Origin of the sequence: Brevibacterium sp. W7.2 (assembly GCF_018137945.1) — a bacterium.
GTDB lineage: Bacteria > Actinomycetota > Actinomycetes > Actinomycetales > Brevibacteriaceae > Brevibacterium > Brevibacterium sanguinis.
In genome coordinates this window covers 80,340-94,286 of record NZ_CP073089.1, presented here as the reverse complement: position 1 = coordinate 94,286, position 13,947 = coordinate 80,340, and the positions used below count along the sequence as shown (strand labels likewise).

11 protein-coding genes and 1 tRNA gene are annotated in these 13,947 nt (G+C 70.9%); 7 read left to right on the top strand and 5 right to left on the bottom strand.

Features of this window, described 5'->3' with window-relative positions; translation table 11 throughout:
• Positions 1-379: 379 nt before the first annotated feature.
• Complete coding sequence (locus J9315_RS00415) at positions 380-1,525, top strand: DUF2332 domain-containing protein (RefSeq protein ID WP_232623773.1); 1,146 nt, start codon at positions 380-382, stop codon at positions 1,523-1,525.
• Here J9315_RS00415 and J9315_RS00410 read toward each other — a convergent pair.
• Both J9315_RS00410 and J9315_RS00405 read right to left on the bottom strand, forming a co-directional pair.
• Positions 1,501-1,923: a VOC family protein gene (locus tag J9315_RS00410; protein WP_198500026.1), complete on the bottom strand. Its 423-nt coding sequence runs from the start codon at positions 1,921-1,923 to the stop codon at positions 1,501-1,503. The two genes, J9315_RS00415 and J9315_RS00410, sit on opposite strands and share 25 nt — an antisense overlap.
• A gap of 179 nt (positions 1,924-2,102) precedes the next feature.
• A complete protein-coding gene (locus J9315_RS00405; RefSeq protein ID WP_198500027.1) occupies positions 2,103-3,365 on the bottom strand; it encodes a helix-turn-helix domain-containing protein in 1,263 nt (420 codons plus the stop codon).
• 190 nt (positions 3,366-3,555) lie between these two features.
• On the opposite strand from J9315_RS00405, the gene J9315_RS00400 reads away from it, so the two are divergent.
• The 3 genes from J9315_RS00400 to J9315_RS00390 all read left to right on the top strand — a co-directional run bounded on the left by J9315_RS00400 (position 3,556) and on the right by J9315_RS00390 (position 7,338).
• Positions 3,556-4,887 (top strand): MFS transporter, encoded by a 1,332-nt coding sequence (locus tag J9315_RS00400; protein ID WP_211978555.1) that lies wholly within the window; start codon positions 3,556-3,558, stop codon positions 4,885-4,887.
• 31 nt (positions 4,888-4,918) lie between these two features.
• On the top strand, positions 4,919-6,205 hold the full coding sequence (locus J9315_RS00395) for a M20 family metallo-hydrolase (protein ID WP_198500029.1): 1,287 nt from the start codon (positions 4,919-4,921) through the stop codon (positions 6,203-6,205).
• Between the two features lie 149 nt (positions 6,206-6,354).
• The gene (locus J9315_RS00390; protein ID WP_198500030.1) at positions 6,355-7,338 is read left to right on the top strand and encodes an aldo/keto reductase; all 984 of its coding nucleotides are present in this window, start codon (positions 6,355-6,357) and stop codon (positions 7,336-7,338) included.
• Positions 7,339-7,357: 19 nt separating this feature from the next.
• Here J9315_RS00390 and selB read toward each other — a convergent pair whose 3' ends face one another.
• From selB to J9315_RS00375, 3 genes are all read right to left on the bottom strand, one after another.
• A complete protein-coding gene (selB, locus tag J9315_RS00385) occupies positions 7,358-9,232 on the bottom strand; it encodes a selenocysteine-specific translation elongation factor (RefSeq protein ID WP_211978554.1) in 1,875 nt (624 codons plus the stop codon).
• Positions 9,232-10,623: an L-seryl-tRNA(Sec) selenium transferase gene (gene selA / locus J9315_RS00380; RefSeq protein WP_211978553.1), complete on the bottom strand. Its 1,392-nt coding sequence runs from the start codon at positions 10,621-10,623 to the stop codon at positions 9,232-9,234. The genes selB and selA overlap by 1 nt, the downstream gene beginning before the upstream one ends.
• A 53-nt stretch (positions 10,624-10,676) precedes the next feature.
• A tRNA-Sec gene (locus tag J9315_RS00375) sits at positions 10,677-10,772 on the bottom strand.
• 210 nt (positions 10,773-10,982) lie between these two features.
• Here J9315_RS00375 and J9315_RS00370 point away from each other — a divergent pair.
• The 3 genes from J9315_RS00370 to J9315_RS00360 all read left to right on the top strand — a co-directional run bounded on the left by J9315_RS00370 (position 10,983) and on the right by J9315_RS00360 (position 13,925).
• Complete coding sequence (locus tag J9315_RS00370) at positions 10,983-11,954, top strand: SMP-30/gluconolactonase/LRE family protein (RefSeq protein WP_211978552.1); 972 nt, start codon at positions 10,983-10,985, stop codon at positions 11,952-11,954.
• A gap of 107 nt (positions 11,955-12,061) precedes the next feature.
• Complete coding sequence (locus J9315_RS00365; protein WP_211978551.1) at positions 12,062-13,114, top strand: glucose 1-dehydrogenase; 1,053 nt, start codon at positions 12,062-12,064, stop codon at positions 13,112-13,114.
• An 88-nt stretch (positions 13,115-13,202) separates the two neighbouring features.
• A complete protein-coding gene (locus J9315_RS00360) occupies positions 13,203-13,925 on the top strand; it encodes a YitT family protein (protein ID WP_211978550.1) in 723 nt (240 codons plus the stop codon).
• The last annotated feature ends 22 nt before the right edge of the window (positions 13,926-13,947 follow it).

The window sequence follows — 13,947 nt, the reverse complement described above, 5'->3', positions numbered from 1 at the left end:
CTCTGATCAGGCGTTGCCGGCTGGTGCGCGGTGTTCACGAGCCGGAGAGTCCCATCGCCCGCGCGGTTGCGCACGTCATCGTCGCCGGCGACACCCACATTGGAGACATCGATCCGTGACGCACTCCGGAATGTGGGATCACATTACGCCCGGACCGGTCTCGCGCCTAGGGTTTCGCCGATGTGGTGCCGATTACCGGGACACGGCCGGCTACAGAGGGCAGGCGGCCGTGAGTCCTCACACCGCCACCCGGAGGTGAGTCGTCACCCGACTGCCCGACGGTGAATCCCACCCTGCTGCCCGATTCCAAGTCGCCGCCGCCTACGATGAACCCAACGACCACCGCCGGAGAAGAAGCAGGTGAGATGGCATGCGACCGATGACTGACCTCGACACCGAGACATTGCGCGAGTACTACCGCAACTTCTCCCGCATCGAGGCGGCCGGGACCTCACCGATCTACACGGCGTGGGCGGCAGGGGTCGCCGACGATGACCGGATTCTCGCCCTCCTCCTTGATCTCCCGCGGCCGAAACGTCAGGCGAATCTGCTCTTCGGCGCGGCCAGGCATCTCGGCTCCGGCGAGGGCGACTATGCCGAGCTGCGGCGGTGGCTGCTCGACCACTGGGACGAGACCCGCGCGCTCATGCTCGCCCGCTCGACCCAGACGAACGAGGCCGGGCGCTGTGCCGTGCTGCTGCCGGCGCTCGCGCAGATCAGCGGCCCGCTCTCGCTCATCGAAGTCGGTGCTTCGGCCGGGCTGTGCCTCTACCCGGACCGCTACAGCTACACCTACCGCACGGGTGCCAGTCCGCGCCCGGACGAGCGCGAACCCTCCGGCGCCGACTCCGACGCCGCGCAGAACGCGCGCGAGCCTTCTGGCGCCGCGCAGGACGATCCCAGGGACGGCGAGGCCCGGACAGTCGCCGCTGGGGAATCCACGGCCGCGGAACCCGCTGTCACCCACCTCGATCCCGTCGACGGGCCGAGCACCGTCGACCTGACCTGTGACATCGCGGGGGTTCTGCCGCCGACCCGGCTTCCCGAGGTCATCTGGCGCGCGGGCATCGATCTCAATCCGCTCGACATCACCGACCTCGATGAGCGGGCCTGGCTGCGTTCCCTCATCTGGCCCGAGCACACCGTGCGGCGCGACCGGCTCGAGGCCGCTGCGGCCATCGCCGCCGCGGACCCGCCGAGACTCGTCACCGGCGACCTCACGACGACCGTCGCGGGACTCATCGCCGAGGCACCCGCGGAATCACAGGTCGTCGTGTTCCACAGCGCAGTCCTCGCCTACGTCGACCCGGAGAGCCGGGACGAGTTCGTCGCGATCATGCGGGCCCACCCCGACGTCGTGTGGCTGAGCAACGAGGGCGAGCACGTGCTGCCGGACATCGGCGCACAGCTGGCCGACCACGGCGTCGACGGTGCGGACGGACGCTTCGTCCTCGCCGTCGACGGCGTCGCCACAGCCCTCACCGGCCCTCACGGTCAGAGCTACGAGGCGCTGCCGTCTCCCTGACTCGTGTCGACCATCCACGGGACACCGAACTGGTCGACGCAGGCGCCGAAACCCGGGGACCAGAACGTCGGCCCGAGCGGCATCTGCACCTGCCCGCCCGCCGAGAGCGCCTCGAAGACCTCCGTCGCCGCGTCGACATCGGGCGCGACGAAATTGAGCGCGACTCCGGTCATCGCGCCGCCGTCACCGGTCGGATCGTCGGCGCCCATGATGCGCGAGTCGCCGAAGGACAGTTCGGCGTGCATGACCGAATCCTCGCTCGCGCCGGGCATGCGCGCCTCCGGCGGCGCATCCTTCGACCGTGTGAGCGTCAGCTCACCGCCGAAGATGTCGCGGTACCGCTCGAACGCGGCAGCGCACTGACCGCCGCTGATGAAGACATGGGGAATGACTGGCATTGCTATCCACCTCGCATGATGAGTGATCGAACCTGCCGTGCCACCGCGTGGGCGACACTGCCCTGCGCGATGCCTCCAGTATGCGCTCGACCACTGACACAGTCACTCGATGCGCGCGACCCGGCGCACCGAACCCGGCACCGCCGACCCGGCACACCGAACCCGGCACCCTCGACCCCTCACGCCCACGCGACGACGAGGCGCGCCGCCTGCACCGGGATCGTCGGGTCGACGCCGGTCACCTCGGCGAAGCGGCGCAGACGGTTGGCCACGGTGTTGCGGTGACAGTAGAGGACGTCTGCGGTCCGACCGATGCTTCCGGAGTCCAGGTAGGCGCGCACGGCCTCGACGAGACGTTCGCGTTCGGCGATGCCGCACCCGGCGAGCGCGTCGTCGACGTCGGCGACGACCGACTTGCCGGTGGCGTTGAGGGCCCGGCCGGCCAGCCGGGCCCAGCCTCTGCTCCAGGTCATCGCCCCGGTCTCGCCCGGCTCGAAGACCTGGGCGAGGTCACGCGCGGTCAGCGCCGACCGGCGCAGCGACCCGAGTCCCGCTGCCGCGACCACCCCGACGCGCGCCTCGGCGAGGCGGTCCTCGATCTCGTCCGCCCGCAGGCCGCTCCCACCCGTCCGCGACTCATCGCCGCCACCGGTCCGACCGCTCTCAGCCCGACCGCTCTCCACCCGGCTCTCGCCCCGCCCGGCCGCCCCGCCGGGTCGCACTCCCTGGGCCCGGGTGAACGCGATGAGCACATCGCCGAGGTGGTGGGTGAACATCGTCCCCCCGGCGCGTTCGTGCGCGGAGACGATGACGCGCAGGGCGGGGGTGTCCTCGGCACCGGCGGCAGCGACGATGAGCGCGTCGTCGACCTCGAGGCCCAGCGCCGAGGCGATCGTTGCGAGCCGTTCGGCGGTCGGGTCGGCGTCCTGGAAGAGTCCCGCGATGACGCCCTGGCGGACCGAGGACTCCTCGGCGCGCATCCGCGCCTGCTCCGCCGTGTACGCCTGCTGGACTTGGACGATGTAGTCATCGACGGTGCTGAGGACGTCCCCGGTGTGGCGGATGACGAGTTCGGCGTCACTCGGTGCGGCGACCCTGGTGAGAGCCTCCCAGAGCACGGTGAAGTCGAGTCGGATCGCGGTCATCAGCGCTTCGAGCGGGATCCCGGCCCGGGCGCGGGAGACGCCGACATCGGTCGAGACGGCCACGGCACCGGTGAATCCGCCGGCGCGCAGTCCGTCGATGAGCGTGGCGAACGAATTCCGCCCGGTCCGCCGCAGCTCGGACAGCGGCAGCGGAGCCGGATCGTAGCCCGGCACGGCGGCGACCCTGGCGACGAAGGATTCGGTGAGCTCGTCGAGGTCGAGGGCGTCGAGAAGTTCGCCCCACCGGGCCTCATCCCCGGGCAGCGGGCGATCGTGAAGGGTGTGCGTCGCACTCATCGCCCCAGTTTAGACACGCGAGACTGTGCAGATGCACAATCCGCGGCGGTGAAACGGCGGCATTTCCTCGTGGAAACTCAGCGTTCTCCCTCGGTAGTGTCGTGAGTCACAGGAACGTCATCGCGGCGCCACCCGCGATAGCCGCGACCCACCGGTCGCACCCGACCGGCGCACCCGACGGAGATCACGCATGAGCAGCAAGCCCACCACCTCGGCGATCGAATACGACGCGACCCAGGAACTCAGCGTCAAGGACGCCAACAAGGTCGCCGTCGGCGCGCTCATCGGCACGGCGCTCGAATGGTATGACTTCTTCCTCTTCAGCGCCGCCGCCGCGCTGATCTTCAACGTCCAGTACTTCACCTCCGAGAACGCCACGGCCGCCGCGCTCGCGTCGTTCGCCACCTTCGGTGTGGGCCTTGCCGCGCGTCCGATCGGCGGAATCATCTTCGGTCGGATGGGCGACAGGATCGGGCGGCGGCGGGTGCTGATGATCACGATCGTCGGCATCGGCATCGTCACCGGACTCATCGGCATGCTGCCGACCTACGCGGCGATCGGGTTCGCCGCCCCGGTCCTCCTCGTCCTCCTGCGCATCGCCCAGGGTCTCTTCGTCGGCGGTGAATGGTCGGGGGCGATGACGCTCGTCGTCGAGAACGCCCCGCTCCACCTGCGCGCCCGCTACGCCGCGATCCCGCAGATCGGTTCGCCGATCGGCACGATCCTCTCCTCCGGCGGGTTCTTCGTCATGACGCTGCTGCTCTCGCAGGAGAACTTCAACTCGTGGGGCTGGCGCATCCCGTTCCTCGTCGCGATCCCGCTCCTCCTCGTCGCCGTCTACATCCGCAGCCGCCTCGAGGAGTCCCCGGTCTTCCGCCAGCTCGAGGAGACCGGTGAGGTCGAGAAGAGCCCGATCAGCACGACGCTGAAGAACAGCTGGAAGCAGATCATCGTCGGCATGGCCGCCGCGCTCCTCGGCGTCGGCGGGTTCTACCTCGTCACCGCGTTCTGCGTGTACTACGGCGTCACCATCCTCGGCTACGACGATTCGCTTCTCCTGCTCGGCAGCATGGTCGCCGCGTTCGTCGAGATCTTCATCCTCATCTGGGGCGGAATGCTCGGGGCGAAGTTCGGCGCCAGCCGCGTCATCCTCTGGGGCGGCATCCTCTCCGCGGTCGTCGCGGTGCCCGCGTTCCTCATGTTCTCCTCCGGCCAGCCGGTGCTCATCGTCATCGCGATGACCGTCGCCGTCGGCGCGCTCTCGTTCCCTTACGCCGCCTCGGGCACCGTGCTCACCGGCCTCTTCCCCGCGACCACCCGCTACACGGGAGTGGGCATGGCGCAGAATGCGGCGGGCATGCTCTCGGGCTTCATCCCGCTGCTCGCCACCGGCTTCGTCGCCTCGGCCGGCGACCACTGGTGGCCGGCGGCGGCGATGCTCGTCTTCCTCTCCCTCTTCACCGCGTTCGCCGGAGCCATCGCGCCGCGGCTGAGCGTCGCCCTCCCCGGCTTCAAGCACTGACCACACCCCACGCGCACAGAAGGACCCCTCGATGAACGACACGACCACCTCGGCGCCGGAGAACCTGCCTGACCGGGCCGACCGCGACGCCGACTTCCTCGCCGACTGGGCCGTCCACTCCCGCTTCGGAGCCGTGCCAGGCACGAACGGTGTCGACCGGCAGGCGGCGAGCCCCGCCGACGGCGAGCAGCGCGCATGGTTCGCGCGGCTGCTTCAGGAACACGGGTTCGTCGTCGAGCGGGACGCGATCGGCAATCAGTTCGGGCTGCTCGAACTCGTGCCCGGCGCCCCCTACGTCCTCACCGGCTCCCACCTCGATTCGCAGCCGACAGCCGGGCGCTTCGACGGGGCGTACGGGGTGATGGCGAGCGCGCACGCCGCCTTCGCCGTCGCCGAGGAGCTGCGCGCCGACCCGAGCCGGGCGCGGTTCAACCTCGCCGTCGTCAACTGGTTCAACGAGGAGGGCTCCCGCTTCAAACCGTCGATGATGGGCAGCAACGTCTTCACCGGCAAGGCCGACCTCGAGGCGGCGCTGACGACGACCGACCCGCAGGGCATCACCGTCGCCGAGGCGCTCGATGCCCTCGGCGAACGCGGCGGCTTCACGGCCCCGCCGATCGCGTCCTATGCCGAGATCCACGTCCAACAGGGCCGCAGCATGGAGGAGGACGGCGTGACGATCGGGCTCGTGGGCGCGACGTGGGCCGCCCACAAGTTCGAATTCCGGGTCCACGGCGCGCAGGCGCACAGCGGCTCGACGCTCATGGCCGATCGCCGGGATGCCCTGCTCGGTGCGGCCCGGCTCGTCGTCGCCGCCCGCGACCTCGTCGACGAGTTCGAGCCCGGTGCGCTGCACACCGCGTGCGGCGAGCTCACCGTCTACCCGAACTCCCCGGTCGTCGTCGCGAGCGACGTCGAGCTGCTCATCGACCTGCGCTCCCCCAGCGCCGAGGTGATCGCCGCCGCCCATGCCTCGCTCATGTCCACTGTCGCGACGGTCGCCGAGGAGGTCGGCGTCGACATCGAGATCACCGCGGAGCACAGCTGGGATCAGAACCCGTACCCGGCCGAGGGCGTCGAGCTCGCCCGCGCGGTCGCCGATGACCTCGGGCTCACCTCGGCGCCGGTGATGACGGTGGCCGGCCACGACTCGACGAATATGAAAGACACCGTGCCCACCGTCATGCTCTTCGTCCCCAGCGTCGGCGGGGTCTCCCACAGCCTCGAGGAATTCACGAAGGACGAGGACCTTCTCTCCGGCCTCCATCACCTCACCGAGGTGGTCCGGCGGTTGGCGTCGGGGGCGCTCGCGGGGTAAGGGGCCGTGCATTCGTCTGCAAAAAGTCGATATGTCCTCGACTAGTTGAGCGCATGTCGACTTTCGGCAGACACGACGGCGCGTGTCGCCTCGCCGAGCGTTCATCTTCCCCTCAGCTTCCGGTTCACTCGACCGATTAGCCTGAGGCCATGACCGACCGCCCGCAGACCGGCCTTCCGCACACCCGCCTCGGCGCGCTCGACGTCCCTCGGATGGGGCTCGGCTGCATGGGCATGACGATGGTCTACGGCCGCGGCGATCCCGCCGGCGGGGTCGCGACGATCCGGCATGCCCTCGACCGGGGCGTCACCCTGCTCGACACCGCCGACATGTACGCGAACGGCGCGAACGAAGAGCTCGTGGCCCGCGCGATCGCCGGGCGTCGCGATGAGGCGATCATCGCGACGAAGTGCGGGATCACGACGCTGCCGGTCGTCGGCCTGCCTCGCGGGGTCAAGGGCGACCCGGCCTACATCCGCACCAGCGCCGAGGCGTCTCTGCGTCGTCTCGGCACCGACGTCATCGACCTCTACTATCTCCACCGCATCGATCCGACCGTCCCCATCGCGGAGTCGGTGGGGGCGATGGCCGAGCTCGTCGACCGCGGTCTCGTGCGCGAGATCGGGCTCTCGGAGGTCGGGGCGGCCGATCTGCGCACAGCGCATGCCACGCATCCGATCGCCGCGATCGAGATGGAGTGGTCGATCGTCTCCCGCGAACTCGAGGACGATGTCGTGCCGGTGGCGAGGGAGCTCGGCATCGGGATCGTCGCGTACTCGCCGATCAGCCGGGGCATGCTCTCCGGCGACGCGGCCGCGCTCAAACCGGGGCTGCTCGACTTCCGCCGCTTCCTGCCGCGGTGGTCGCGAAGGAACCGCGAGCACAACGCGCAGCTCGTCGACACGATCCGGGGAATCGCCGCCCGCAACCGCGCGACCCCGGCCCAGGTCGCACTCGCCTGGCTCCTGCGCCGCGGCGACGACGTCGTGCCGATCCCGGGAACGAGCAAGCCGCATCGACTCGATGAGAACCTCGGAGCGTTCGCGCTCGATCTCCCACCGGGGGACCTCACCATCCTCGACGGGCTCACCGCCGCCGGCGCGCGCTACCGAGACGGGGGCGCAGGAGTGTGAGCGGCCGCAGGGGCCTTCCCTACCGCACGACCTCACGATGCGAGCCGTCGAGGCGCCTCGTCCAGCCGCGGCCATCGAGGTGCTCGAGGAGCGGGATGACGACCCGCCGCGTCGTGCCGAGCGCCTGCCTAGCCTGACTCGTCGTGAACGGCTGAGCGAGACCGGCGAGCAGACGCATCGCCTGCGCCGGGGTGCGCGGTGAGACGACGACACCATCGCCGAGGCGGAGCACCCTCCCCGCCTTCTCTGCGACCGCGAGCTCCCGCGCTCCCAGGCGCAGCGCCCGCAGATCGTCCGCCTCCGGCGCATCGAACGGATCGGCCGCGAGGCGACGTTCGAGTGCGGCGACCCCGGCCTCGGCGGGACCGAGATCGGCTGTGTGACCCGGTGGGCGCACCATACCGTCAGCGGTCTCGAGACCGGCCCGCCCGATGGTCGTCGCCACGAGCGCTCCACCGCCGTCCGGCAGCGGCGGATCCGTGCGTCGCAGCGCCTCGATGACGACCTTGACCGGCACGCCCGCCGCCATCGGCTGCGCGGCCAGCTGTCTCGACACAGTCTCGCGTGCCGCCGTCACCCACGCCTCGAGTGTTGGAGTGTGGACGAGCCACCCGTCCAGGGCCTCGACACCGGCCGGCAGGGTCGCACCGGCGCCACCGCCCGCGTCGGCCGCACCGGCCACACCGCTCGCATCGATGGACGAGGCCGACCCCGCACCCACCACCCCGAACCGTGCGAGCACCGCGCGCTCGACGGCTCCCCGGCGGGCCACCTCGGCGAGGACATCCCCGGTCACCGGCCGGTCGGCGAGCTCAGCGGCCCGACGCACCCCGTCGCCGCGTCGTCCCAGCTCAGGCGGATCGACGTCGAGGACGACGACGCCGGCGAAGACGTTGCGGCTGCCGGGATTGCGCAGCACGACCCGGTCGCCGAGCTCGAGCGGCAGGGGCCGGTCGAGGGTGAGCCGGGCGTGGTCGGCGTCGAAGGGCCGCAGGCGCACGGGCACGGCCGCGGTGCCGATGTGGAGCATGAGCTCATGGACGCCGTCGTCGAGGGGCTCACCCATCGTGCGGCGGACGTCGACGACCGTGACGATCGGCCACGCATCGGGCGTGATGAGGGCGTCACCGCGGTGGATGTCGTCGGCGGAGACGTCTCGGAGGTTGACGGCGACGCGGGCGGCCGGGGTGACGACCTCGGCGGAGGACTCCCGGCTCTGCATCCCGCGGATCCCCGTGCGGGCCGACGTCGACGCCCCGACGAGCTCCATGCGCTGCCCCACCCGCAGGGTTCCCGCGGTCAGCGTGCCGGTGACGACGGTGCCCGCCCCGGTGATCGAGAACGCGCGGTCGAGCCACAGCCGCACGCGCGCAGCGGGGTCGGGGGCCGGGGCCGCTGCGGTCACCTCGTCGAGGCGGGCGACGAGGTCGTCCATCCCCTCCCCCGTCGTCGCCGAGACCGTGACGATCGGCGCCTCGGCGAGCGGTGTGCCCTGCAGCTGGGTCCTCACCTGGGCTTCCGTCGCAGCTATGGTGTCAGGCGCGAGGTCCGCGCGGGTGATGACGACGAGGCCGCGGTCGATCCCGAGCGCCGTGATCGCATCCCGGTGATCGCTCGACTGGGCCTGCCACCCCTTGTCCGCGGCGATGACGAAGCAGACGATCGGCGCGGGCCCGACCCCGGCGAGCATGTTGGACAGGAACCGCTCATGCCCGGGAACGTCGACGAACGCGACCTCCCGGCCCGAGGGCAGCGTCGTCCACGCGAACCCGAGATCGATCGTCAGCCCGCGCCTGCGCTCTTCTTCCCACCGGTCCGGTTCCATCCCGGTCAGCGCTTTGACCAGGGTCGACTTTCCGTGATCGACGTGCCCGGCGGTGGCGACGACGAACATCAGGAACCCTCGCCGAGGCGGTCCGACGCAGTCCTGATCGCCGCGGCGACTGCGTCGTCGGCGGCTTCCGGCACGCACCGCAGGTCGATGAGGCACACGCCCTGGTGGACCCGGGCGACGACGGCGGGATCGCCTGCGCGCAGGGGGGCGGCGAGTGCCTCGGGCATCTCGAGCGCCCATCCGGGCAGGGGCACCCCGGGGGCTCCCCCGCCGCCGACGCGACCGTCGTGGGCGACGACGGATCCGCCGACCGCCTCGGCGAGGGTCTCCGTGCGCTCCCGCAGCCGGTCGAGGTCGATGTGGAGGGCATCGTGGACGGGGTTGCCGCGCCCGGCGATCGTCGCCTCGAGCGCGGCGAGCGTGAGCTTGTCGGTGCGCATCGCGCGGGCCAGCGGGTGGGTGGCGATGCGCTCGATGGCCGCGGTGGACCCGAGGAGGATCCCGGCCTGCGGCCCGCCGAGGAGCTTGTCGCCGGAGACGATGACGACGTCGGCGCCGGCGCGCAGGGCCGTGTCGATGTCGGGTTCGTCGGGCAGTGCCGGATCGGGGGTGAGCAGCCCGCTGCCGAGGTCAGCGATGAGCGGGAGGTCGTGCTCGTCGGCGAGCGTGCGCAGCTGCGGCAGGGTCGCCTCGGCGGTGAATCCGGTGAGACGGAAGTTGCTCGTATGGACCTTGAGCAGGCTCGCCGTCGCCGGGGTGAGCGCGGCAGCGTAGTCGGCGAGGTGGGTGCGGTTCGTCGTGCCGACCTCGCGCAGCCGCATGCCGGTGGTGACCATGAGGTCGGGGAGGCGGAAGCCGGCACCGATCTCGACGAGCTCGCCGCGGCTGACGACGATCTCATCAGGCGTGACGGGTCGGGCGGCCGCGGCCGTGCCGCTCCGCCGTTCAGTCGAATGGCTTCCCGGTTCGGCCGAGTCGCTTCCCCGCAGGGCCGTGACGGCGAGGAGGAGGGCGGCGGCGCCGTTGTTGACGACGAGGGCGTCCTCGGCGGCCGGGCAGGCCCGCAGCAGGGCCTGCTTCGCGCCGACGCCGCGTTTGCTCCGCTTGCCGGACTCGAGGTCGAGTTCGACGTCGACATAGCCTGCGGCATCGGCGATCGCCTGTTGCGCTCCTGGTGAGAGCGGTGCGCGGCCGAGGTTCGTGTGGACGATGATGCCCGTGGCGTTGAGCACCGGGGTGAGCGAGGAGGCACCCTGGTCGGTCACGGCCGCGATGACGGTGGGGGTCACCTCGGCGACGGGGAGCTCCCCGCTGCGCGCGCGGGACTGGGCATCGGCGATGACCGCGCGGATGACCGATTCGCCGAGGCGGTCGCGGGCGGCCTCGACCTCGGGAAGGGCGAGGAGACGGTCGGTGCGCGGAATGCTCCGGCGGGGGTCGGGCTCGACCATGGCTGCCTCCTCCTCGGTGCGTGCACGACCGTGCTCGGGCCGGTGCGGGCGTGTGGCGGAGGCGGACGGGAATCGAACCCGCCAGACCGAGATGCTCGGTCTCACCGGTTTTGAAGACCGGGGGGCCCACCAGGACGCCAGACGCCTCCGGATCGAACTCTACCCTGTGCTCCGGACACCGCTGACCGCGCCCTCGCACCCCTGCGGCGGTGACCTCGGAGGCACCCCGCACGGCGGTCGGACTACCACGTGCCTTGCCGTTGACGCACGGGACGACCCCGCATAGCGTGGTCACCACGGATGACGCCGCTGACGCGGCGGTGTCCCGGAACCGACAACCGCTGCTGAAGGCAGGTCCCATGCGCGCCGAACTGTTCGTCCCGCCCATCGCCTTTCATGCCGAGGGACCCGTGTGGTGGCCCGACGACGGGTCCCAGGCGGCGAATTCCCTGCGCTACGTCGATATGCTCGCCGGGCGGGTCCTCACCGCGCACGGCGCACCCGGCACCCGCAGCCAGACCGGCAGCGGCAGCCCGAGCGGTACCGCGGGCAGCAGCGCGTCCGCCGGCGCCCCGAACGGCGGGACGACGAGTGACGAGGTGACCGTCCTCGATGTGCCCGGACCCGTCGCCGCATGCCTGCGCCCCCGAATGTCCGGCGGCATCGCGGTGCTCACCGAGCACGGACTCAGCGTCTCCGACGACCCGACCGGCGGCGACTGGACGACGGTCGCCGAACTCGTCTCCGACCCCGAGGTCCGCCTCAACGAAGGCGGCTGCGACCCGACGGGACGGTTCCTCGCCGGCACGATGCGCTACGACCAAGGAGACGGCGGGGCGACCCTCTTCCAGATCAGCGGCGACGGCGCCGTGTCCACCGTCTTCGACGACGTGACGATCTCCAACGGCATCGCCTGGGCCTCATCCGGTGACCGCGCCTACTACAACGACACCCCCACCCGCAGCACGTGGGTCCTCGACTGGGATGAGGAGTCGGGGCTGACGAACCCCCGCCGCCTCTTCACCCTCGACTCCGACGACCCGGCGGGCGGTCCCGACGGACTCTGCCTCGACGCCGAGGACAATGTGTGGACGGCGATCTACGGCGGTTCCCGCGTCGAATGCCGCGACGCGACCGGCACACTCCTCGAGGTCATCGAGCTGCCCGTCACCAACGTCACGGCGTGCACCTTCGGCGGTCCCGACCTGCGCACCCTCTTCATCACGACGAGCCAGGAGGGGCTGACCCCGGGCGCCCAGCCCGAGGCCGGAGCCGTCTTCGCCGCGACCCCCGGGGCCACGGGAGTGCCGGTGGCACCCTTCGACGGCTGAGCCCACCGCCCCCGGCGCGAGCCCACGGACGGGAACAGCACCCCACCACCTCGGCGCCCCCATCCCACCGAACTGACCAGCACGGACACCCACCTGAGAGGACCATGATGAGAGCACTGAGCGTCGAACCGGGCACGGCCGATTCCCTCGCCGTCACCGAGGCGGCTCTTCCGGAGCCTGCGGCCGACGAACTCCTCGTCACCGGCCTGGCGATCGGGGTCTGCGGCACCGACCGGGAGCTCAACGGCGGGCAGTACGGGTGGGCGCCGCCCGGTCAGGAGCGGCTCATCATCGGCCATGAGTCCCTCGGCCGGGTCGAGGCCGTGCCCGACGGCTCCGACTTCGCCGTCGGCGACCTCATCGCCGGGGTCGTCCGCCGTCCCGATCCGGTGCCGTGCCCGGCGTGCGCGCACGGCGAGTTCGACATGTGCCGCAACGGCGAGTACACCGAACGCGGCATCAAGGAGCTCAACGGCTTCGGGTCCGAGCAGTGGGTCGTCAAAGAGGACTTCGCGATCCGCCTCGACCCCGCGCTCGGACAGACCGGTGTCCTCATGGAGCCGACCTCGGTCGTCGCGAAGGCCTGGGACGAGGTCTACGAGGTCGGCGGGCGCGCGTTCTTCGATCCGCAGACCGCGGTCATCATCGGCGGGGGCACGATCGGTCTCCTGACCGCCCTCCTCGGGCGTCAGCGCGGGCTCGAGGTCCATGTCGTCAACTCCTCGCAGAAGCCGAACAAGGAGAAGCTCGTGCGGGAGCTCGGCGGGCACTTCCACGTCGGCGACTTGCCGCAGATCCTCGCCGAGGTGCAGCCCGACATCGTCCTCGACACCACGGGCGACTCCCGGACGCTCGCCGACATCCTCGATGCCGTCACCCCCTACCAGGTCATCTGCCTGCTCGGGATGCACGATCCGCAGGGCGCGACCGAGCTCGACCTCGCGACGATCGGCAAGCAGATCGTCCTCGACAATGTCGCGATCGTCGGGTCCGTCAACGCCAACGTCGAGCACTGGCGGCAGGCCGCCGAGGCGCTGGCGGCGGCCGATCCGCAGTGGCTGTCCGCGCTCATCACCCGGACCGTGCCGCTGACCCGCGCCCTCGACGCCTTCGACCACGAACCCGGGGACATCAAGGTCGTCATCGACCTGCAGAGCTGAACCGAACGCGCCCCACCCCACCGGCGCACCGCCTTACCACCGGCGCACCAGCAGCCATCCCCTCACCCGCACCTTGGGAGATCAGCCCATGAACACCTCGGCGTCGTCGGATGCGACGAAGAACTGGTCGCTGCGCTGTCGAGTCATCCGGGCGCTCTACGCGCTCATCGGCGTCGTCCTCATCGGTCTCGGGGCCGCGATCCTGCAGACCGGCGGGGTCGGCGTCGACCCCTACACCGCCCTCAACATCGGGATCAGCGAGAGGATCGGGTGGAGCCTCGGGGCGTACCAGCTGCTGAGCAACGCGATCCTCTTCATCCCCGTCCTCATCTTCGCGCGCAGGTACATCGGCGTCGGCACGCTCATCAACATGACGCTCACCGGGTTCTTCATCCAGGTGTTCGCGAGCCTGCTCGACCCGCTCGCCGTCGCCCCCGACGATCACGCGATGGCCGCCCTGTTCTTCGCGATCGGGATCATCGTCTTCGCGTTCGGGGCCAGCGGGTACATCTCCGCAGGGGTCGGCACCGCACCCTACGATGCGATAGCGCCGATCATCGTCGACCGCACCGGCTGGAAGTACCAGCGCGTGCGCGTCCCCCAGGACCTCATCGTCCTCGTCGGTGCCCTTCTCGTCTCCGGGCCCGTGGGCGTGGGGACGATCATGACGGCGTTCTTCGTCGGCCCGCTCATCGCGTTCTTCTCCGCCCACGTCAACGAACCCCTCGTCGACCGGCTGACGCGGGGGCTCGGGCGCACCGACTCCCACCCCGAGGCCGGGGCTCCGGGAGACCCGACGAAACTGCTGTGACCTCGCCGAGGCGGGGCCTGGT

Coding starts and splice junctions, on each gene's coding strand:
- J9315_RS00415 (WP_232623773.1), top strand. CDS start 380: ATGACTGACCTCGACACCGAGACATTGCGCGAGTACTACCGCAACTTC.
- selB (WP_211978554.1), bottom strand. CDS start 9,232: ATGTTCGTCGTCGCCACCGCCGGGCACGTCGATCACGGAAAGTCGACC.
- J9315_RS00365 (WP_211978551.1), top strand. CDS start 12,062: ATGAGAGCACTGAGCGTCGAACCGGGCACGGCCGATTCCCTCGCCGTC.
- J9315_RS00390 (WP_198500030.1), top strand. CDS start 6,355: ATGACCGACCGCCCGCAGACCGGCCTTCCGCACACCCGCCTCGGCGCG.
- J9315_RS00410 (WP_198500026.1), bottom strand. CDS start 1,923: ATGCCAGTCATTCCCCATGTCTTCATCAGCGGCGGTCAGTGCGCTGCC.
- J9315_RS00405 (WP_198500027.1), bottom strand. CDS start 3,365: ATGAGTGCGACGCACACCCTTCACGATCGCCCGCTGCCCGGGGATGAG.
- J9315_RS00400 (WP_211978555.1), top strand. CDS start 3,556: ATGAGCAGCAAGCCCACCACCTCGGCGATCGAATACGACGCGACCCAG.
- J9315_RS00370 (WP_211978552.1), top strand. CDS start 10,983: ATGCGCGCCGAACTGTTCGTCCCGCCCATCGCCTTTCATGCCGAGGGA.
- selA (WP_211978553.1), bottom strand. CDS start 10,623: ATGGTCGAGCCCGACCCCCGCCGGAGCATTCCGCGCACCGACCGTCTC.
- J9315_RS00360 (WP_211978550.1), top strand. CDS start 13,203: ATGAACACCTCGGCGTCGTCGGATGCGACGAAGAACTGGTCGCTGCGC.
- J9315_RS00395 (WP_198500029.1), top strand. CDS start 4,919: ATGAACGACACGACCACCTCGGCGCCGGAGAACCTGCCTGACCGGGCC.